20 protein-coding genes are annotated in these 19382 nt (G+C 62.0%); 10 read left to right on the forward strand and 10 right to left on the reverse strand.

Annotated features, from left to right (window positions below; translation table 11 throughout):
- Positions 1-1328: HWE histidine kinase domain-containing protein (locus WA989_RS16295; RefSeq protein WP_424341533.1), on the forward strand; the 1328-nt coding region annotated here is incomplete at its 5' end.
- 40 nt (positions 1329-1368) lie between these two features.
- On the opposite strand, the gene WA989_RS16300 is transcribed toward WA989_RS16295, so the two are convergent.
- From WA989_RS16300 to WA989_RS16310, 3 genes are all read right to left on the reverse strand, one after another.
- Complete coding sequence (locus WA989_RS16300) at positions 1369-2112, reverse strand: class I SAM-dependent methyltransferase (protein WP_424341534.1); 744 nt, start codon at positions 2110-2112, stop codon at positions 1369-1371.
- A 539-nt stretch (positions 2113-2651) separates the two neighbouring features.
- Positions 2652-3593 carry an isopenicillin N synthase family dioxygenase gene (locus WA989_RS16305; protein ID WP_424341535.1) on the reverse strand — a complete coding sequence of 314 codons (942 nt, stop codon included), beginning with the start codon at positions 3591-3593 and terminating at the stop codon, positions 2652-2654.
- Between the two features lie 87 nt (positions 3594-3680).
- On the reverse strand, positions 3681-3893 hold the full coding sequence (locus tag WA989_RS16310) for a hypothetical protein (RefSeq protein ID WP_424341536.1): 213 nt from the start codon (positions 3891-3893) through the stop codon (positions 3681-3683).
- A gap of 301 nt (positions 3894-4194) precedes the next feature.
- On the opposite strand from WA989_RS16310, the gene WA989_RS16315 reads away from it, so the two are divergent.
- Positions 4195-4470 (forward strand): hypothetical protein, encoded by a 276-nt coding sequence (locus WA989_RS16315; RefSeq protein WP_424341537.1) that lies wholly within the window; start codon positions 4195-4197, stop codon positions 4468-4470.
- A gap of 8 nt (positions 4471-4478) precedes the next feature.
- On the opposite strand, the gene WA989_RS16320 is transcribed toward WA989_RS16315, so the two are convergent.
- Positions 4479-5186: a polysaccharide biosynthesis/export family protein gene (locus WA989_RS16320; RefSeq protein ID WP_424341538.1), complete on the reverse strand. Its 708-nt coding sequence runs from the start codon at positions 5184-5186 to the stop codon at positions 4479-4481.
- Positions 5187-5306: 120 nt separating this feature from the next.
- Between WA989_RS16320 and WA989_RS16325 the strand changes: the two genes are divergently transcribed.
- From WA989_RS16325 to WA989_RS16345, 5 genes are all read left to right on the forward strand, one after another.
- Positions 5307-6818, forward strand: coding sequence for a GumC family protein (locus WA989_RS16325; RefSeq protein ID WP_424341539.1), 1512 nt, complete (start codon positions 5307-5309; stop codon positions 6816-6818).
- A 106-nt stretch (positions 6819-6924) separates the two neighbouring features.
- The gene (locus WA989_RS16330) at positions 6925-8187 is read left to right on the forward strand and encodes a hypothetical protein (protein ID WP_424341540.1); all 1263 of its coding nucleotides are present in this window, start codon (positions 6925-6927) and stop codon (positions 8185-8187) included.
- 35 nt (positions 8188-8222) lie between these two features.
- A complete protein-coding gene (locus tag WA989_RS16335) occupies positions 8223-9185 on the forward strand; it encodes a hypothetical protein (RefSeq protein WP_424341541.1) in 963 nt (320 codons plus the stop codon).
- Positions 9186-9354: 169 nt separating this feature from the next.
- Positions 9355-9975 (forward strand): hypothetical protein, encoded by a 621-nt coding sequence (locus tag WA989_RS16340; protein WP_424341551.1) that lies wholly within the window; start codon positions 9355-9357, stop codon positions 9973-9975.
- Positions 9944-11287, forward strand: coding sequence for an O-antigen ligase family protein (locus tag WA989_RS16345; protein ID WP_424341542.1), 1344 nt, complete (start codon positions 9944-9946; stop codon positions 11285-11287). Before WA989_RS16340 ends, WA989_RS16345 begins: the two co-directional genes overlap by 32 nt.
- Here WA989_RS16345 and WA989_RS16350 read toward each other — a convergent pair.
- The 4 genes from WA989_RS16350 to WA989_RS16365 are packed head-to-tail and all read right to left on the reverse strand — an operon-like array spanning position 11222 to position 15554.
- Positions 11222-12241 (reverse strand): glycosyltransferase family 2 protein, encoded by a 1020-nt coding sequence (locus WA989_RS16350; protein ID WP_424341543.1) that lies wholly within the window; start codon positions 12239-12241, stop codon positions 11222-11224. The two genes, WA989_RS16345 and WA989_RS16350, sit on opposite strands and share 66 nt — an antisense overlap.
- Entirely contained in the window at positions 12238-13023 is a 786-nt protein-coding gene (locus WA989_RS16355; protein WP_424341544.1) for a polysaccharide deacetylase family protein, read from the reverse strand. The genes WA989_RS16350 and WA989_RS16355 overlap by 4 nt, the downstream gene beginning before the upstream one ends.
- Entirely contained in the window at positions 13020-14009 is a 990-nt protein-coding gene (locus WA989_RS16360) for a glycosyltransferase family 2 protein (protein ID WP_424341545.1), read from the reverse strand. Before WA989_RS16360 ends, WA989_RS16355 begins: the two co-directional genes overlap by 4 nt.
- Positions 14010-14024: 15 nt before the next feature.
- Positions 14025-15554 (reverse strand): exopolysaccharide biosynthesis polyprenyl glycosylphosphotransferase, encoded by a 1530-nt coding sequence (locus WA989_RS16365; protein ID WP_424341546.1) that lies wholly within the window; start codon positions 15552-15554, stop codon positions 14025-14027.
- Between the two features lie 199 nt (positions 15555-15753).
- Here WA989_RS16365 and WA989_RS16370 point away from each other — a divergent pair, with 199 nt between their 5' ends.
- On the forward strand, positions 15754-16467 hold the full coding sequence (locus tag WA989_RS16370; protein ID WP_424341547.1) for a hypothetical protein: 714 nt from the start codon (positions 15754-15756) through the stop codon (positions 16465-16467).
- On the opposite strand, the gene WA989_RS16375 is transcribed toward WA989_RS16370, so the two are convergent.
- Entirely contained in the window at positions 16454-17566 is a 1113-nt protein-coding gene (locus WA989_RS16375) for a DUF3137 domain-containing protein (RefSeq protein ID WP_424341548.1), read from the reverse strand. The two genes, WA989_RS16370 and WA989_RS16375, sit on opposite strands and share 14 nt — an antisense overlap.
- Before the next feature lie 24 nt (positions 17567-17590).
- Positions 17591-18082, reverse strand: coding sequence for a MarR family winged helix-turn-helix transcriptional regulator (locus tag WA989_RS16380; RefSeq protein WP_424341549.1), 492 nt, complete (start codon positions 18080-18082; stop codon positions 17591-17593).
- Positions 18083-18159: 77 nt separating this feature from the next.
- On the opposite strand from WA989_RS16380, the gene hppD reads away from it, so the two are divergent.
- Both hppD and WA989_RS16390 read left to right on the forward strand, forming a co-directional pair.
- Positions 18160-19269: a 4-hydroxyphenylpyruvate dioxygenase gene (gene hppD / locus WA989_RS16385; protein ID WP_424341550.1), complete on the forward strand. Its 1110-nt coding sequence runs from the start codon at positions 18160-18162 to the stop codon at positions 19267-19269.
- On the forward strand, positions 19269-19382 hold a 114-nt coding region (locus tag WA989_RS16390), incomplete at its 3' end, for a VOC family protein (protein ID WP_424341552.1). The genes hppD and WA989_RS16390, both read left to right, overlap by 1 nt.

The raw sequence follows: 19382 nt of genomic DNA on the forward strand, positions 1-19382 counted from the left end.
ATACTTGGTCGCCCAAGAGCGATCGGTTGGACTGGTCGCCGCCAGTTCTGGCCCTGTACGGCCTGAAGATGCCGCCAGAAGATCGGCAGGCCTGGTTCCAGTTGGTGCACCCGGACGATGTGGCGCGCGTAAAAGCCGAACTGTCCACGGTTGGTCCGTCCGGAAGCGAAAGTTTCAGCTGCATGTTCCGCATCGTGCGCCCGGATGGGTCGGTCCGCACGATCATCGACCGCGGCACGATTGAACGCGATGCGGCGGGTATGGCGACGGCCGTGCATGGCATCCAGATCGATGTGACAGACGAGATCGCGCAGGACACGCCGGAACACGCCGGCGAAGACCGGTCTGACAGCCGCTACCGGACCCTGTTCGAAGCCATCGATGAGGGGTTCTGTATCGTCGAGCTCCGGTTTGATCGGCCTGACCACGACATTGATTACCGCGTCGTCGAGGCCAATGCCGCATTCTACGAGCGCACCGGCTTTCCCCGGGAAATCCTCGGCCAATGGTTGCGGGATGCTGCGCCCGACCTGGAGGAGCATTGGTACGAAGTCTATGGCGCGGTGGCGAAAACACGAACGCCGAAGCGGTTCGAGCAGGATTCCGACATGCTCGGGCGATGGTTCGATGTCTATGCGTTTCCAATTGACCGGCCAGAAGATTGCCGCGTTGCGATCCTGTTCAACGACGTTTCGGAGCGCAAACGGCACGAAGAGCAGGCCCGCTTCCTCACGCACGAACTCAATCATCGCGCCAAGAATTTGCTGACGCTCGTCCAGGCGATCGCCAGACAGACCGTTGCCAGCGACAGCCATGATTTCCTCGACCGTTTTGGCGCGAGGCTCGCCGCCCTGTCGTCTGCGCAGGATGTTCTCGTCGGACGGTCCGGGCTGAATGTTCCGCTCGCGAAACTGGTTCACTCACAGCTGGCGCATCTGTCGGATCTCATCGGCGACCGGATCACGGTATCGGGCCCGGCGCTGGCGCTGAAGCCGGACAAGGCGCAGGTCCTCGGCATGGCGCTTCACGAGCTTGCGACCAATGCTGTCAAATACGGCGCTCTTTCATCCGCAGGCGGACGAATTGAGATAAGCTGGTCGACAGATGACCGGCCAGCGGCAGACCCCCGCTTGCGCATGTCCTGGCGCGAGACTGGGGGGCCGCCGGCAGAGGAACCGCAGAAGCGCGGCTTCGGTTCGATCGTTACGACCACACTCGTTCAGAGAAGTCTGGGCGGCGATGTCGACGTTGAGTTTGCGCCCACGGGGCTGGTCTGGCGCCTGTCCTGTTCGGCCGAGGACAATCTCATTCCAGATGCGGCTGGTTGAACGGGCGCGCGGACGGCACGGGGGCATTCCCCCCTTTGCGTCAGCGCCGCTCCGCAATCACGATGATTTCCGGGCTGGTTTCGGTGACAGGCGTGCCGTCCCATTCGCCATATTGAGCGTGGACGGCAAAGCCGGCGCCGCTAAGCGCGGCATTGAGCGCTTCCACGGAGAGAAAGCGCAGCGTGCTGATGCTGACTTTCGGCGCGGGCCAGGCCGGCGATGTGAAAGTGTGGGTGAAGGTGACGGTCTGGCCGTCGAAGGGGCGGATGATCTCGCGGCAGTCGATGTACGGTATGGCGTCCACGGTGATTTGCTTGGCCTTGTTGCCCGTCCAGTTGTCCCAGGCGCGGGCTCCGGGGTTGCGGGTCTCGAAGGCGAAGCGGCCACCGGGTTTCAGAGCGCGGTGGACGGCGGCGAGAAAGCTCGCGATCTGCTGGTCCCCGATCAGCACCTGAAAGGCGTGGCCCGTCATCACCGCGAGGTCGAACTCGTTGTCCCAGTTCTGGGTTTCGAGGTAGGCGCAGACCCAATCGATACCGGCCTTCTGGCGCGCGATCTCCATCATGCCTTGCGCCGGGTCGATGCCGGTGAGGCGGCCTTTATGGCCAGCAGCGCGGGCTTCCTCTAGCAGCGTGCCGGTGCCGCATCCGATGTCGAGCACGTCTTCGGCGGCTAATATGTGCGGCAGATAGAAGTCATAATCCTCTCGACCTGCCGTCTCGCAAATCGCGTCATAGAGACGAGCGAGGGCCGGGTCTGAGAAGAAACGGTCTGGCTCGCTCACCAACGCCAAAAGCCACGCTTCTCGCCCAACATTTGCTGACTGAACCAACATGCGGCGCACGTCAGACTGAAAACGACAAAGAGCAACGGATTGGTCAAACCGGGGTCGCCGACCGAGAAGCCTGCGGCGAGGTAGAGCAAGGGTGGGCCGAGCCAGAGCACGAGTGGCAGGCGGATAACCCAAAGCGCTGCGGCAAGGCCTAGAATTACGGCGACCCAAATCCGCAGCTGCAACAGTTCCGGGCCAGAACGGTACCACATGAACTGAAACTCGAAGGCCAGCCAAAGACAGCAGACGATCACGGGAAGAGCACAAGCGGCTATGGCGCGTCTGGTTGTGACTACGGCTCTCATCGCGTTCTCATTAACCCCTGTCTTGCGGTTCGCCGCCCTCGATCTGGTCGAAATTGATATCGCCGGTCTGCGCATGGGCGGTGGCGGAGCCTGTCGACAGCATTGCAAGGAGACAGCCTCCGGCAATGCCCAGAAAGGCGGCCGCGACGTTGGCGCGTCGCCAGCGCCGCGCGGGCCGGCGATGTTTCAAGCTTTCACCAGCCCAATCTCCCGCAACCGTTCCATCAGATAGTCCTGCGCGGTGATCGGCGGCTGGGCTTCGCCGCCTTCTTCGAGACACTGCGGCAGCTGCTCGATCAGGAAGTCCTGATTGAAGTGCAGGAAGAAGGGCGTCGAATAGCGCGGAAATTTGGCGCGTTCCGGCTCTGGGTTCACGACGCGGTGGGTGGTCGAGGGCAGGACGCCGCCGGTCAGGCGCTGCAGCATGTCGCCGCAATTTATGACGAGCGCGTCGGGCGGCGGGTTTACGCTGAGCCATTTGCCGGAGCTGTGTTTGACTTCCAGCCCGGCCTCCTCGGCGCCGAGCAGGAGGGTGATGACATTGATGTCTTCATGCGCGGCCGCGCGGACCGTGCCGGCTGGCGGCGGGTTTTTCTGCGGCGGATAATGGAGCAGGCGGAGGATGGAATTGCCTTGCTCGACCTTGTCGTCGAACCAGTCTTCCGGGAGGCCGAGGTGCAAGGCGACGGCGCGCAGCAGGGTGCGGCCAAACTCGTCGAGCTCATTGAAGAAGGCGCGCGTGGCGGTGTCGAACTCCGGCACTTCGTCGACGGCGGGCGTGTCCTTCATCGTGGCGCGGTATTTCGAGCCTTCGGGAAGGTCGCGGCCGGTGTGCCAGAATTCCTTGAGGTCGGCGGCGGTCTGGCCCTTGGCGTTTTCCGTGCCGAAGGGGGTGTAGCCGCGCTGACGACCGCCGGCGGCGTCGTGGTATTGCTCCTTCGCGTCCTCTGGCAGTTTGAAGAAGTCTTTCGCCGCCTCATTGGCGCGGGCGATCACGGCCTGGTCGACCGGGTGGCCGGTGATCACGGCAAAGCCGGTTTCGCGGAAGGAGCGGCCGAGCTTGTCGGCGAAGGCGGCCTTGTCCTCTTTCCAGAGGGCGAAGGGGATCGGTTCGAAAAGATCTGTCATGACGGGCGCGAATATACGCGCGCTTTAGCGCTTTCCCAAGCCCGCGCGGTCAGACGATGCTGCGGCATTTGCGGCGGGGCTTCTCGCCTAGTTGAATTCATCCGGCCCGCCGAGCATGCGGTGGACCGGCCATTGGGCGAAGGCGAGGTAGAAGAAGGAGGCGATATTCAGGATCGGCACGAACATGAGCAGAGACCAGGCGCCATTAAAGCCCGCCTTGGCCCAGATCTGCCACATGGCGAGCACGAATGTACCGACAATCGCGCCGTAAACGAGAAGCAGGAGGAGGGCTGGGATCATGGGGTGTTCCTTTTCTGATGAGCGAGAGCGCCATCCAATTGAGGTAAGCGGTCCGCACGGTCGCTTCAATTGGTTGGGCCGAAGAGTCCAATTTTACCGCGAATTTCGCCGATCAGGCGAGCTTCGTTAATATCCGTAGGCAGATTGTTAACACACAGAGGGTTTTCGGCTTGTCCTGTTAACCATACGGCAAATGTCTGACGGCACCCTCATCCTCAGTCACCGAGGCGTGACGTGATGGAAATAATGGCCCGGCAACAAGGCGCAAAAGCCAGCCGGGCGGGTGAAAGGAAACGAAGATATGCCTTACTCTGATATGGCGATGGATGTGGCACCGGAGACGGGCCTCACAAAAGATGCAAGCGGCGACGATCTGTGCCGTGTTGGCCTGGCCTACTCTGAAGGTCTTGGTGTCGACAGCGACATGGTCGCCGCGCACAAATGGTTCAACCTGGCGGTTCTCAAGGGCTCCGAAGCGGCCAAGGAATACCGCTCGCAGATGGCTGATCTTCTGTCCTCTGAGGAAATCAAGGCTGCCCTGAAAAGCGCCCGCGACTGGCTGAAGCTGGCCAACTAGGGTTTAGCCTAATCCCTCAGCGCCCCTGAGACATCATAGTAGAACGAGAAGTCGACGGGCAGGGCGGCGCGGATCCATTGCTGGACGAAGAGGTTTTCGGCGGCGATTTTCGAGCGCGGCACATAGACGACATCGAAGCGGCGAAGCGGCGTCCAGTCAGCGAGCGCCGGATCATTCAGGCCTGAATTCACATCGATCACGGCGGTCATCACCTGGCCGCCCGGCATGCGCCGCATCAGCGCGACATTGGACGGCTTGGCGCGGTCATTAAAGCCGCCCGCCATGATGATCGCCTGGAGCGGATCGATCTGGCCCGGAAGGTCCATCATGCCCGGGGCGTTGACCTCCCCGCCGACAAAGATGCGCTGGCTCTCAAAGCCGGTCGGGATAACGTCGATATCGGGGTCTTTCAGCTCGCTCGCATAGGCCTGCATCAGCGCAGCGCGGATCTCGCCAGCCGAGCGGGCAGAGACCTGGACGGCGCCTATATAAGGCAGGCTGATCGAGCCATCGGGCGCCACCACCGTTTCGCGGTTAAGCTCGGGCGCTGTGTGAAAGATCACGGACAGCGTGTCGCCCGGCGCCATCAGATAGGAATAGTCGCGGCCATCCTCATGACGCCAGTCCATGACCGGGAATTGCGGCGAGGGTGCCGGTTCCACGGTCTGGCAGGCGCCGAGAATCAGCGCCAGTGGAATGAGGGACACTCGGATCATCGCGACTCGGTCGATATTTGCTGCAGTAGACGCCAAGGCTCTTCGTTAATGCTTAAGGAATTATCAAGCGCACTGGGGCAGTGATAGGCTTAACCAGGCAATGCGTGAATCGGAAGTGGAATGACGGAGAGGGAAGACTGGGGGGCAGGATCAACTGCCCGCACCGATCAGACGCCCGCCCGCCATCGTCCGCGGATCGGGCCGGTCGAGGTCGCGCTGCAATTGTGGCGGGCCAAATGGATCATGCTGCTCGTCTTCCTGCCGATCTTCCTGGCCGGGCTTTATGCCGCCTTCCAGATGCCGACCGAATATGAGGCGCGCTCGCGGCTATATGTGCGGCTCGGCGATGAAAGCGTCTACCGCCCGCGCGTCGGGACAGACAGCCCAACGCTGGCGCCTGAGACAGAGCAGCTCCTGCTGGCTGAACTGGAAGTGCTGCAAAGCCCTGTCGTGGCAGAACGCGCCCTGTCGCGCTTCCCGCTGAACCGCATATTCCCGGACATGGCCGAGGCGATGGACAAGGAGATGTCGCACGCGCCGGACGCCCAGCATGAGGCCATCGCCGAGGAGACGTTCCAGAAAGCCATCAGCGCACTGATGAAGAAATTCGAGGCCGGCACGGCGCCAAAGACGCCTGTCATCTCGACATCGCTGACCCATGAGGATCCGGCCGTCTCTGCCGAGCTTCTGAACGCCATGATCGGCGCCTATCTCGACTATCGCGCCGATGTGTTTGCCGCTGGCGGCTCTGACAGTCTGCGCGACCAGCGCAAGAAATTCGAAGGCCAGCTGCTCGATGTCGAAGACGAGATCCGGGCTTTCCTGCGGGCGAACAATATTGGCGATTTCGAAAGCGAACGGGTCACCGCGCAGCAGCTTTACGCGACCATATCGGGCGAGCTTCTGACCAATCGCTCACGCGCCAGCGCCGTTGAAGGCCAGCTCGATATCTACAACCAACAGCTTGCCACCATGGCGCCGGAGCAGGACCTCTATGTCGAGGACAGCTCGGCCCAGCGCCTGATGGAGCTGAAGATCGAGCGCGAGGAACTGCTCTCGCGCTACACGCCGGATTCGCGCGCCGTGCAGGCGATCGACACGCGGATCGACCAGATCGAGACCTATCTCAATTCGCGCGATGGCCTCTCCGGCACGACGCGGCGCGGCCCGAACCCGGTCTATCAGCAGATCGAGCAGGCGGCCGCCAATCTCGAAGCCGAATCCCAGTCGCTCGCGCTGCAACAGTCCGAACTGGACCGCCAGCTGACCCGCATCGAAACACGCCTGCAGCGGCTCAATGATCTGACGCCGCAATGGCAGGAGCTGCAGCGGCGCAAGGCGCTGATGGAAGCCAATGTCGAGAATTTCTCGGTGCGCGAGATCGAGGAGAACGCACTGGCTGAAATCTCCAATGAAAGCGCCGACAGCGTCCGCGTGCTGGAGCCGGCGCGTGTGCCCGTGAAGGGCTCGAGCCTCAAGACGCCCGTCGCGGCGCTCGCCCTCCTGTTTGCAGCCTTCACCGCCTTCATGGTTGGCCTGCTATGGGCGCTCACCCGCGGCGGCTTTCCAACCGCGCGCTCGGTCGAGCGAACGACCGGGCTGCCTGTGCTCGGGGTGGTGGGGAAAGCCTAGGATGAGTTGCAGGCAGGTCTAGCGGCCATCCGCCGCCAACCTGTGTGGCGCGCTTCATGCTTGGTGTCGACAATCATGGATGAAATTGCGGAGTCCGGAGGCTTTAGTGGCAGAAAAATCGACGTCTCAGCAGGAGGTGCAAGTCGTATTCCTGCCTGACGAGGCCAGCGATTACGTCCCGTCCGGCAAGGGCGTCACCTTGCTTAATCTTGCAGCCTTCCTGGGGCAGGACGGCGTTGACTGGCGGCGGATTCACTCAACCGTCGACGCGCTGGCAGGATCGCCAGAGGCGACAGGCGGCAAAACGGTCTTCAATCGCGGATTTTCCGAAGTCGAGCGCGGGTTTGTCGAGCAGCTGAAACAAGGCCGTGTTTCTCTGGAAACATGTGAGCAGCTCAAGATCGCCATGGCGCAATATGTTGGCGCCACAAAGGATCACGAGCGCAAGGACTGGCTTGCGACGCCTCACATCACCCCGTTCCGCAAGGTGCGCGATGGGAATGTCTTGCGGTATGGGAATGTCGAATTGAGGGTTATCGAGAATTACCTCATTCGGCGCGACGAGCTGTTCAGTGCGCTGGAAAAGATAGCAGGTCAGACGGACGAAGCGTCGATGTATAAGGAGGCCGCCTTTTCCTCACACCTGTCTGCCGATGACCCGAACTGGTGTCTGAGGCGCCTGATGACAAATGCTGGCTTCTATCTCAGCGAGGACATTGAACAGGCGAAGAAAGATCTTGCAGAATGGTGCGAGCGATACCTGGAAGCGCTGGTGTCCGACACGCTGGTGGCTAATCCGGTGCATTTCCCATTCTGCTTCTCGATCCAGCATCATCTGTGGACGCAGGACGGCCAGACGTTCGACTATTGCACCTATCCCGGTCCGTTCGAATTCTATGAGTGGCTTGCCGGACAGAACGTGCTGTTCGTCTCGCCGCTCGCCCGCTTCGTGAATGAGCAGGTCCAGTCAGGCAATCTGTGGCGGCTCTACAAGGATTACGAGATGCCGGAATTCGCGTTGAAGGCGATTGAGGCGCCGGTCTCGACCTGGCCGAACCGCCCGGGCGGCGGGTGGGGGGAAAGCTTCGAGGCCTTGTGCAAAAGTATTGATGCCGAATTTGAAGCCCAGCCCTTTGATATCTTCGTTGCCTCTTGCGGATGCTATGGCTTGCCGGTGTCACGCTATGTTAGCCAGAAACATGGCTGCCGCGCCTTTTATCTCGGCAACATGACCAATGCCCTGTTTGGCGTGAAGCAGAACTCGACAGCCAACTTCATGGCTGATCGGGCCAATGCCGATATGTGGATCAGGGGCGATCTTTCAAAATTCGCGAACATTTCGCGGATTGATGGGGGACGCTATGTCTGAGCGCGGCAGGTTGAGCGAGGCGTGAGAGACCTGCGATGACGAAACTCTTCATCCACATCGGCCCTCACAAGACGGGGTCAACGGCCATTCAGTCTGCGATATTTTCCAATCGGACCTATCTGCGAGACAACGGCATCTACGTGCCGGAAGCGGGCATGACCCGGGCAAAGGACGCCCACCACAATCTGGCCTGGCAGATCTCCAACGACCAGCCCTACCGGGCCGACTTGCTCGGCTGGGAGGAACTGATCGAGGAGGTAGAGGGCAAGGACGTTGCGCTGATCAGTTCCGAAGCGCTTTGTTCCTATCCGAATGCCTATCATGAGAAGGTCGCCGACCTTGTCGGGCGCGGCTTCGATGTCGAAACAATCATGGTCTGGCGCCATCAGCTCGACATCATCAATTCTGCCTACACACAGCGCGTCAAAACCTTTCAGCTGTTCAGGGATTTTGACGCATACTGGCCGAGCGCCATTGTAGAAGACCGCTATTTCTACGACCGGTCCTACCGGAAATTCATAACAACGAGCGGCAAGACGAGCCTGCTTGAGTTTGACCAGAAAAATCTGCTGGGAAACTTCTTGCGGAGAGTCGGGCTGAGCGATCCTGAAAGCCTGCAGGCCGTGACAAACTCATCGGCCAATGTCTCGCCTCTGGCCCATGAGGTGGAGGCCTTGCGGATGTGCGGTGAACTCTTCAGGGCATGGCGCATCAATTTCGCCGAAGCGCTTCAGTATCTCACCGGGCTGAGACCAGGCTATGACTGGACCGGCCGGTTTTACGGGCCTTCCGAGGATCAGTACCGCGAAGCGGCCGCCTTATTCGATGAGGTGAATGCCCGCTTCATCGAGGCGGCGCACGCCGATTTCCAGCCCTCACCGCCGAAACAGAAGCTGCGACATGTCTTTGATGCGGCAAAGCTCGACCGTTCAGAGGGACAGGCTTTTTCCCGGTATCTGAAAGAGCTAACGGCCTGGGGCACCTCGAAGGCGCGCTGAGCCTCCCGGTCGCTCGGCGCCACTTGGTTAAGAAAAGCATTAACCAGGATCATGATAGCCCGGTAAGTCCTAGGATATATTGGGCCTGATGAGAGACCTGAGAGACAGACTTGACCGCTTGTGGCGTGCAGCTTCGCGCCTGACCGCCGCCTCGGGGGCGCGGTGTGTGATGTTCATGTCTGCGCGCGAAGGTGAGGGCACGTCCAGCGTGGCGGCGTCCTTTGCGCTGATGGCGGCGCGCAAATCCCAGAAATCGGCCTGGCTGATCGATCTCGATCTGCGCCGCAATGCGATGTTTGCGGCCTTCGAGGCAGGCTTCGCGCGGGATGCGGGCGAGCCGGGGCGCGCTTTCGATGCGTCGCTAAAGACAGACCCGCCTTACAGCCTGACGCCGAAAGGCCTCGAGCGGGGCTCTGCCAATGCTGAAAACAAGCTGCTCACCGTGCATGAGATCAAGGGCACGCGGCTTCTGGTCTCGCGGTTTCGCAATGAAGAACTCAAGCGCGGCCAGCGTGTGCAGCTTCGCACCCAGCCCGGCTGGTGGAAGACAGTGCGGCGCGCGGCAGACTGGGTCATCGTCGATGCCCCGGCGCTCTCGCGATCGCCGGCGGGTCTTGCCATGGCGTCCCAGATGGACGGGGTTGTCATCGTGCTCGAGGCAGACTCGACCGATGCCGAAGAGCTGATCGGGCTTCGCCGCGAGATCGAGGCGCATGGCGGGCGGGTGATTGGCGTCGTGATGAACAGGATGGGGGCCGATGCCCGGTTCGCTGACCGCCTCGCAGGATAGGGCGCCGCTCCTCAGCCTGGCGCTGCTGGCCGAATATGCGGCGGTTTTCGTCTGTCTGGTGCTGTTTTCCGAAGGCTTGCTGCCGCGCTTTTTCGCCAGCGAGACCAATCCCGACAGCACGATATTGCGGCTCTTATGGCTGCCGGTTTATGGCCTCGTCGCGGCCGGATGCGCGTGGAAACTGCCGCAGCTGTTCAGCACGGCGATCCGGCTGCCCTTTCTGATTTTTCTGCTTGGCCTCGCCTTGGCGAGCACGCTCTGGTCGATCGATCCGGAGGTGACGCAGCGCCGCTCCATCGCGATCGTCGCGACGACGCTGGCCGGGCTCTACCTTGCTGCGCGCTATGACTGGAAGACGCTTTTGCGCCTGTTCGGCGTGGTCTGGCTGTTCCTGGCGCTTGTCACCTTTGCGGCTGGCCTGCTGATGCCGAGCCTTGGGGTGATGAACGAGATCCATGTCGGGGCGTGGCGCGGGCTCTGGTGGGAGAAGAATGCGATGGGCGGGCATATGGCGCGGGCGGCCTTCCTGTGCGCCTTCCTGTTCCTGATGGATAGCCGGTTGCGCGGGCTCTGGGGCAGCGGCGTATTGCTCTGCGCGGCGCTCGTCCTGCTCTCGACATCGAAGACAGCGCTGCTCGGCATGCTGCTCGGTTTTGGTATTCTGGCGCTGGCCGGATGGCTGCGCCGCGGCGTCGTCACGGCGATCTCTACGCTCTGGCTCGGCGCCACACTTGCCGGGGCGGGTATACTGGTTCTGCTGATCGAGCCCGGCCTGATCTTCGAGCTGCTTGGCCGGGACGCGACGCTGACCGGGCGGACCGATATCTGGGGCGCGCTGATCGGGGCGATCAATGATCGGCCCTGGTTCGGCTATGGCTATGGCGCCTTCTGGGGGCTGGCGTCCGAGCCGGCCTACAAGGTGCGGCTCGCGACCGAGTGGCTGGTGCCGACCGCGCATAATGGCTGGCTGGAAACCGCGCTCAGCCTCGGCCTTGTCGGACTGGTGGCGTTGTTTCTCAATTATCTCCTGATGCTGGCGCGCGCGGTCTGGATGGCAACGACGAGCTGGCCGGGCGTTTTTGCCTGCGGGGTGGCGCTGCAATTCCTGCTGTTCAGCGTGTCGGAAAGCATCGCACTGCAGCAGAATGCGATTGTCTGGGTGACCTATGTGGCGGTGGCCGCGAAGGTCGCGCAGACGGTGAAGAAGTACACCGGGCTGGACGAGGCGCGCCGGCGCGAAGAGGCGCTACTGATTGGCCGGGAGCGGCTTGCCGCACGCGCTGGCCGCGCTCCCATCCTCCGCATCCGTTGAAGGCCTTGTTTTTGGCAGGATACGCTGGCTGACCGTGGCGCGGCCATAAAAGCGCATCTCTTTCCAGAACAGGACCTTGCCGAGGCCGCGCACTGCCTTGTCGAGTTCGAAGGCACGGTTCGGATTGCGAACCGCCCAGAGGCCAAGCCATGACAGGCCGTGCAGCACAAACTTTCCCGCGCCAATGCCCATCCACATGAGAAGGCTGCCATAGCGCGGCGGATCGGCCCGGCGCGCCAGTGTGCAGGGCCCCTGCCCATAGGAGAGCGCGCGGCGCAGCGTATAGGAGAGCGTCACGCGCTGGGGCAGCGGGTGTTCGAATGTGGTGGCCTTGGGGGCCCAGGCAAATTTGCGGCCGGCCTTTTCGAGCCGTGCCCAGAGAATGTCGTCCTCGCCGCCGACTTCATTCATTTTCGTATCGAACCAGGGTTTGGCGCCCGGGATCTGCGCGGTGTCGAGCAGGGAATTGCCGCAGCCATAGGGCTTTTCGATGAAGCCGGGGCGGTGATGCGGTACGCGGCCGAAGAAACTCTCGAAATAGGCGCGGTGGCGGGCGACAGTTTCGGGCAGGTCGACGGCGATCGGGCCGAAAGTGACAGCCGCGCCATGAGCCTCATAGGCGGCCAACAGTTCTTCGAGCCAGTGGATCGGCGCGGACTGGTCATCATCGAGGAAGGCGACAAGCTGGGTCTCGACCGCGTCCATGGCGCCATTGCGGGCATTGGCGACGCCGGGGGCGGGCACATGCAGATAGGAGAGGTCCACGCTGCCGGGGGCTTTCGCGGCCAGCGCATCGAAGACCAGACGCGCCGAGGCATCTGCGGAATTGTCCGCGATCAGGACAGCAAACCCTTGCCGGCGCACGCTCTGCCAGAACAGGCTTTCAACAGCCCTGTGCAGGCTGTCCGGCCGGTTATAGGTCGGGATGACAACGGTTATGTCGGACGAGGTCATGCTTCGTCTTTAGTATAAATCGCCTGAACGGCTTGTGAAGGCGTGACCAGTTTTGCGCCCGTATCGCGCGCCAGACGGACAAGGCGGCGCAGATGAGCGGGCGTCGTGCCCCAGGGGCTAGGAATTTCGCTGACATCATGGGTGAAGACAAACAGCCAGGTGGGGTTGAGGGCGGCGGCCTGAATGGCGGCGGCGGCGCGCTCGACGCTCGCTTCGGTCTGGTCGAGCTCATAGGCCGAGAGCTGCATCAGGTCTGCGCCCTTGCCGTTCGTGCCGGGCAGGATGCCGCGAACGGCGGCGAACCGGTCGATGAGGGCGGGTTTGAGCGCGGCGCGCGTCTCGCCATAGGGCCAGGCAAATTGCGTGACCGGCGCGGTGTGACCCATCTCTTTCAGACGCGCGAGATTGGCCTCGATATCTGCGAGAACGTCTTCTGTGGAAGCGCGCGCGCAATCGAGATGGCTCTGGGTGTGCGCGGCGATTTCGTGGCCTGCACCCGTGAGGGCAGTGAGGTCGCGTTCGTCGAACAGCTTGCCCATCGTGCCATTGGTGCCGGCCATGCCGGTGCAGGCATAATAGCAGCCCTTTGCATCGACCTCATCGAGTATTTCTGCGCCGGTCTCGGCGGCAGACTTGGGAAAGTCGTCGAAGGTGAAACAGATATAGGTCTCGCGCGGGGCGACGCTAAGCGGCTTGGCGGTCTGCCAGCGGGTCAGGCGCCGGCGGATCTTGGCGCCAAGCGAGCGGTCGGGCACATAATCTGACAGGGCAGTAGCGGTCATTTCAGCGCCTCCGCATAGCAGAGCGCGCGATACGTCTTCAGCGCATTGAGACGCAGGCCGAGCGGCAGGGCGCCGGTCTTTGCCATCGCTTTGGTCAGGCCGCGCCAGAGCGGGCGGGCCGGCAGGTGGCGGAAACCGCGCGCCATGCGCCAGAGCGGCATCTGTTTCACCGCGTCGGGATGGCGCTCTGCGAGATAGGCGAAATTGGCCGCCGAACCGCCGAACTTGTCGATCAGGGCGGGCGTTGCATCAAGGCCGAGATGGGTCGCCGGATTGTCGATATGGAGGACCGGATAGTCGGCGGCGACGCGAAGGCCCCAGTCGACATCTTCCCAGCCCCAGCCGGTAAAGCCCGCATCGAAGCCGACCGCTTTCAATATGTCGGCATGGACGAGGATGTTGGATGTGAACACATGGTGGCCGGGCTGTTTGGCGCGGGTATCTGCCGGCAGGCATTCGGATTTCAGCGCCTGGGCGGCGTGAAGCTCTGTCTCTTTGGTCGGTTTGACGTGTTTCAGGCTGAAGCCGCCGGCGATCAGGGCCGGGCCGTCTGCGGCGCGCAGGGCGTCGAGATAGCGGACCAGGAACTGGTCATCATCGGGGCGCATGTCGGCGTCGAGAAAGAGGACCCAATCGGTCTCGGCAAGCGCGAGCAGGCGGTTGCGTGCGCCGGCGCGGCCGAGATTGTCCGGGGAGGTGATAAGCCGGGCCGGACCGGGAAAGTGCATCATGTGCCGCGCGAGCAGCCGGGTAAGCGCAGGATTGCCTGAGCCGTCATCGAACAGCAGCAGGGTGGCGCGGGCGGCAAGGTCCATGCGCGACAGGGTCGCGATCAGGGCGTCGGCGCTGTCATGGAAACAGGGCACGCAGATGCTGATGGCCACCTCGCCAGAGACGCCGTTCGACAGCACAGTCTCGCCCTCGGCGGTCTGGCCGAGCGGGAAGCCATGGCTGTCCATCTGTGGGAATCCGGCTGTATCAGGCATGGTGTTCGGGCTCTCCTAACGCTGCCGTGTCCAGTCGCCCAGCAGGCAGGGCGCCGTAGCGAGCATGACGAACATGTCGAACCAGAACGACGCGCGGTTGACGTATTCCATGTCGAGGCGGATGCGTTCGCGTACGCCCTCGCCAGTATGGACCGGCCCACGCGAACCATTGATCTGCGCCCAGCCCGTAATGCCGGGTTTGACACGGTGGCGGTGCGCATAGTCGCTCACGAAGCTCTGCACCTCGGCGTCCTCGGCGGTCATGCCGACGGCGTGCGGGCGCGGACCGACAAGCGACATCTCGCCGCTCAGCACGTTGAGCAGCTGTGGCAGTTCGTCGATCGACATGGCGCGGATCACCTTGCCGACGCGGGTGACGCGCGGATCGTGATGGACCGTCTGGCTGGCCATCATTTCAGCGGCCTCTGGGTCATCGCGCATGGAGCGGAATTTCCAGACGCGAATAATCTGATTGTTAAAGCCGTGGCGCTTCTGGCGGAAGAAGACAGGGCCCTTGCTCTCGAGCTTGATGGCGAGCGCTGTCAGGGCGAGCAGCGGGCTGAACACGATCAGCATGAGTGAAGCGAAGACGACATCGGAGATGCGTTTGATCACCGTTCGGCGAAGATCGTTCGGCGAGCCGGAGACATAGGCGGCCGGCGAGCGGGCAATCTCTGCAAGGCTTTCGGTTTCCGGGTCGAAGCCTTCAAGGTCGAGCAGCAGGACGACGCGCTGCGGCAGGACGCGGAGCCGGTCGACCAACGTGCGCACGCGGGTGCGGGCATCGGACGTCACCGTGACGATGACGCGGTCGATATCGGGCAACCTGTCCCAGTTCAGCAGATCGTCGATGCGGCCGAGAACCGGCACGCTGTGAAGTGTTTCGGGCGCGCGCGACAGTCGGTCATCGAAGACGGCAACGACATTCAGCTGGCGGGTCTGGTCATTGCGCTCCAGCAGGCGGTGGGCATTCGGGGTCGCGCCGACGAGGACGACATTTTCTGAAAAGGCACCATTGCGCGTCAGCACCTTGAAGGCGACGATGAAGTGGGCGTGCAGGACCAGCACGGCAGCCAGGCTCAGATAGGCGGCGCCGAGCACGGTGCGCCACAAGCCGAAATGATGGAACAGGGCGACCAGAACAACGAGCGCTGTGAGCGGCAGGCCTGCGCCAAGCGCGGTGCGGATCATGTGATCGATGACCGGGCGGCTATAGGCGAGGCGGTAGGTATCGGTGTTGCGCAGGCCGAGATTGATCACGACCGGGATCAGCGCAAAGGGAAGGACAACGCCAACAGCAGAGTCCAGCCAGTGCAGCGACGAGGTGTAGAGCGCGATCGACGTCATCAGGAAGGCGGCGGCGATATCGGCCGTCTTCATCACGAAGCGAAGCGCCGGGCGATTGAGGATAGGGTTGGTCTGGTGGATGCGGACTTCGCCTTCGCTCAAATCGCTTTTGGCCAGCGGCGAGGGGTCGGCCGGCCCGAAGGATTCGGGGTCTTCTGCGGTGGCGGCTATGCCGAGATGTGAAAGCCCATCGGCCATCCATGACGTCCTGAAGTTCTTTGCTCAGGAAACCTGTACCAAAACAGGCTCAACACTGTGTTTCGCCATCCTGTTTAATTTGATACAGTTTCGCCAAGAACGGGGTGGCGTATCTGTTCAGCTCATGGTAATTGTTACAAACACGTAATGAAATCGTCGAGCGCTGTCCGGGGGGATGGCTGAGAGTTTGTGAGGGGACATGTTTATCGGGCACTACTCGGCCGCATTCGCGGCGCGGGCCTTGAACCCATCTGTGCCGCTCGGACTGCTGTTCGTAGCCGTGCAGCTGATCGATTATGCGTTCTTTGCCTTCGTCATGGTGAATGCCGGCGATGCCGCCGTTTTGCCGGTCGATTTCCACTATATGCCATTCTCGCACGGTGTGGTCGCCGTTTCGATCTGGGCGCTGGCGGCGGGGCTGCTTTATGCCGGGCTGACCGAAGGGGGCGGACGCATGATGGCGGCGCTGGTTGTTACCGCGGCGGTGGTCTCGCATGTCGTGCTCGACATGCTGGTTCAGGTGCCCGATCTGCCGATCGGCTATGGCGAGCCGGGCCTCGGTTTCGCGCTTGCGCCAGATATACTGATCGGACAGGTCATCGAATTCGGCCTGCTGTTTGCCGGCTTTGCCCTCTATATGAGAAGCACGGTTCCGACCCGGCCTTTCGGGCAAATTGCGCCATGGCTGCTGGTCGGGCTGATGATCGGGCTGCAAGTGTATAATCTGACGACACCGGTCGCGGCCGGGCAGAGCATTATCGAACTGGGCGTCGTGACGCTTGGCGCGTTTACGCTGCTCGCTATCGTCGCCGGTATTGCCAGCCGCTCACGCACGTCGCGCCGCTCGCTGATGGAGGCGGCGCCCGTGCCCGTCCGTCCGGCGGCGCCCGAAGGGCGCATCACGCGCCGCTAAGCTTGTCCTTCGCCCAGTCGCGGGTCAGGAAGCCGTCGATCAGGTCGCAGACGAGGCCGATCTCGGTGAGTGTCGTGATGAAGCGCTCAGGGTCGACGAGCGGCTTGAAAACAGAGCCTGCCTCGAACTGGTCCTTGGCCTCCAGCGCGAGCGTCATGTGGCCATCCTCGAAGATGCCGCGCAGCTTGCCGCCCTTGAAGTGGCGCTCCAGCGCGAGGAGGCGTTCCATCCTGTCTGGCGTCAACAGGGTGCGCGCCTCGACCTGGTCTGTCGAATGGACGGTAAAGGCGTCTTCAAGCTCTTTCGAAACAAGATCGACACGCTGCAGGTCGCCAGACCCCTTGCCGCGCTTCCACCATTTGTCGCGCGCGATAATGGTTCGCCCGAGGAAGGGTTCTGGATATTCAATATTCAGCAAGAGCCCCTGGAATTTGGTCACGGTGCGCCGGTTCTTGCCCGAGCCCTGCTGCTCTGTGAGCTTGCATTCGACGAGGGTGAAATCGGCATCGGCGCGCCGGCCCTCGATCAAATCCTCGAACTTGCAATTGTCATAGGACGTCATCAGGCCGGCCTCCTTGAGGCGCGGGAAGGCGGGCGTTGGAAACTCGCTGTCCTGGCCGGCAAAATTGAACGCCTTCATGCTGTTCATACCGGCGCCGGAATTGTTCTTGATCCAGGTGCCGAGCGAGCGCAGGTCCGAGACTCCGCTCATATCCGGATGCAGCGTGTCATATCTGAAGCCAAACGGCTCACAGGCCGCGCTCACGACGAGCTGCTTGGTCTGCGATTTCATGGCGAAGACCGGGACCCAGAGCGCGACCGAGGCGACCGCAATCGCCAGGGCGCCGGCAAACAGGCCGAATGGGAAAATGAAAGCGCCGCGCGTCGCGATCGAAATCAGGATCAGCACGAAGATGACGGCGCCCGCGGCCATGGCCGTGCGTTTATAGGCGCGCGAAATGACAGTCTTGCGCTCGGCCTCGAGCCGTTCCAGCTCGGGCGAAAGATTATCCGTCCAGATGGTGACAGCGGTCTCGTATTCCGGCCGCTGGTCGCGGATCTTGTCGAAATAGACGCTCATCATCGCCTGCATACTCATCGCTCGTCCCCTCTCCTGTCCTGGTTAGTCCGACCAGAGGTCGCGGTCCGGGGACGCAATATGCGACAGGCGGGTTAGCAAGCGGTGAAGCGTTTCTGCGTCCTCGGTGCTGAGCCCCGAGAGGAGCGCGCGCTCATAGGCCAGCGCCCGCGGGATGATCGCATCATAGATGGTGCGGCCTTTCTTGGTGAGCCGCAGCGCTGCCTTGCGCCGGTCTGAGGTGTCGGACTTGCGTGAGATCAGCCCGCGCTCCAGCAGGCTGGCCGTGGCGCGGCTGACGGCCGGCTTGTCCATCAGCGTCTGAGTGGCGACCTGCGTCGCCGTCAGCCCGTCGCTTTCGCCCAGCACGGCGATGATCCGCCACTGCCAGATCGAAATCTCGAAATCACGCTCATACATCTCGGCGATCTTGCGCGAGACGGCATTCGACAGGACCGACAGGCGGTAGGGCAGGAAGCAGTCGAGCTTCAGGGTTTGCGCGTCGCCGCTGCCGGAACTTCGGGTGTCATCACTCATTGGATATTTACGCTCCAAACCTTGATTTAGTTGCAAATGCAACTATTATTGACTCGTCATATACTGGAGGAAAGCACATGGCAGACCTGTTTGAAAATCCGGCTGGCCTCGACGGCTTTGAATTCATCGAATTTTCCGCCCCCGAGAAGGGCCATCTCGAAAAGGTTTTCGAGACGATCGGCTTCACCAAGGTCGCCCGCCACCGCTCCAAGAATGTCGAGCTCTGGCGCCAGGGCGGCATTAATCTGATTACCAATTACGAAAAAGGCTCGCCGGCCTATTACTTCTCGCGCGAGCACGGGCCAAGCGCCTGCGGCATGGGCTTCCGGGTCCGCGACGCGAAGGCCGCCTATGACCATCTGATCGCGCAGGGCGCAGAGCCGTGCGACGTGCCGGCTGGCCCGATGGAGCTGAACATCCCGGCGGTGCGCGGTATCGGCCATTCGCTGATCTACCTCATCGACCGTTACAATGATCAGGGCGGCGAAGGCCTGTCGATCTATGACATCGATTTCGAATACCTGCCGGGCGTTGAGAAATATCCCGAAGGTGCCGGCTTCAAGCTGATCGATCACCTGACGCACAATGTCTATAATGGCCGCATGAAATACTGGGCGGACTTCTATGAGACGCTGTTTAATTTCCGCGAAATCCGCTATTTCGACATCAAGGGCGAATATACCGGCCTCACCTCACAAGCCCTCACAGCGCCGGACGGCAAGATCCGCATCCCGCTGAATGAGGAAGGCGAGGGCGGCAAGGGCCAGATCGAGGAATTCCTGCGCGAATATAATGGCGAAGGTATCCAGCATATCGCCTTGATTTCAGAAGATCTTATCGCCTCCTGGGACAAGCTCAAAGAGATGGGCGTGCCCTTCATGACGCCGCCGCCGGACACCTATTATGACATGCTGGCCGAGCGTCTGCCGGGCCATGGCCGCGATGTCGAGGCGCTGAAAAAGCGCGGCATCCTGCTCGATGGCACGACCGAAGACGGCGAACCGCGCCTCTTGCTCCAGATCTTCGCGGAAACGCAGATCGGGCCGGTCTTCTTCGAGTTCATCCAGCGCGTCGGCGACTACAAGCAGGGCTTCGGCGAAGGCAACTTCAAGGCCCTGTTCGAAAGCATGGAACGCGACCAGATCAAGCGCGGGGCGCTGAATGTCGGAGAGAAGGAGGACGCCTGATGGCCGATGCTCCAAACCTCCAGGGCGTCCACCACGTCGCCTATCGCTGCAAGGATGCGAAAGAGACGGTCGACTTCTACCGTGATGTGCTGGGCATGGATTTCCAGCTCGCC

The sequence above is a fragment of the Henriciella sp. genome (assembly GCF_049649345.1).
Lineage (GTDB): Bacteria > Pseudomonadota > Alphaproteobacteria > Caulobacterales > Hyphomonadaceae > Henriciella.

Bases quoted from the DNA above. Each gene is read 5' to 3' on its own strand.
- hppD (WP_424341550.1), top strand. From the start codon at position 18,160: ATGGCAGACCTGTTTGAAAATCCGGCTGGCCTCGACGGCTTTGAATTC.
- WA989_RS16370 (WP_424341547.1), top strand. From the start codon at position 15,754: ATGTTTATCGGGCACTACTCGGCCGCATTCGCGGCGCGGGCCTTGAAC.
- WA989_RS16305 (WP_424341535.1), bottom strand. From the start codon at position 3,593: ATGACAGATCTTTTCGAACCGATCCCCTTCGCCCTCTGGAAAGAGGAC.
- WA989_RS16355 (WP_424341544.1), bottom strand. From the start codon at position 13,023: ATGACCGCTACTGCCCTGTCAGATTATGTGCCCGACCGCTCGCTTGGC.
- WA989_RS16320 (WP_424341538.1), bottom strand. From the start codon at position 5,186: ATGATCCGAGTGTCCCTCATTCCACTGGCGCTGATTCTCGGCGCCTGC.
- WA989_RS16380 (WP_424341549.1), bottom strand. From the start codon at position 18,082: ATGAGTGATGACACCCGAAGTTCCGGCAGCGGCGACGCGCAAACCCTG.
- WA989_RS16335 (WP_424341541.1), top strand. From the start codon at position 8,223: ATGACGAAACTCTTCATCCACATCGGCCCTCACAAGACGGGGTCAACG.
- WA989_RS16345 (WP_424341542.1), top strand. From the start codon at position 9,944: ATGCCCGGTTCGCTGACCGCCTCGCAGGATAGGGCGCCGCTCCTCAGC.
- WA989_RS16310 (WP_424341536.1), bottom strand. From the start codon at position 3,893: ATGATCCCAGCCCTCCTCCTGCTTCTCGTTTACGGCGCGATTGTCGGT.
- WA989_RS16350 (WP_424341543.1), bottom strand. From the start codon at position 12,241: ATGACCTCGTCCGACATAACCGTTGTCATCCCGACCTATAACCGGCCG.
- WA989_RS16340 (WP_424341551.1), top strand. From the start codon at position 9,355: ATGTTCATGTCTGCGCGCGAAGGTGAGGGCACGTCCAGCGTGGCGGCG.
- WA989_RS16365 (WP_424341546.1), bottom strand. From the start codon at position 15,554: ATGGCCGATGGGCTTTCACATCTCGGCATAGCCGCCACCGCAGAAGAC.
- WA989_RS16375 (WP_424341548.1), bottom strand. From the start codon at position 17,566: ATGAGTATGCAGGCGATGATGAGCGTCTATTTCGACAAGATCCGCGAC.
- WA989_RS16325 (WP_424341539.1), top strand. From the start codon at position 5,307: ATGACGGAGAGGGAAGACTGGGGGGCAGGATCAACTGCCCGCACCGAT.
- WA989_RS16315 (WP_424341537.1), top strand. From the start codon at position 4,195: ATGCCTTACTCTGATATGGCGATGGATGTGGCACCGGAGACGGGCCTC.
- WA989_RS16360 (WP_424341545.1), bottom strand. From the start codon at position 14,009: ATGCCTGATACAGCCGGATTCCCACAGATGGACAGCCATGGCTTCCCG.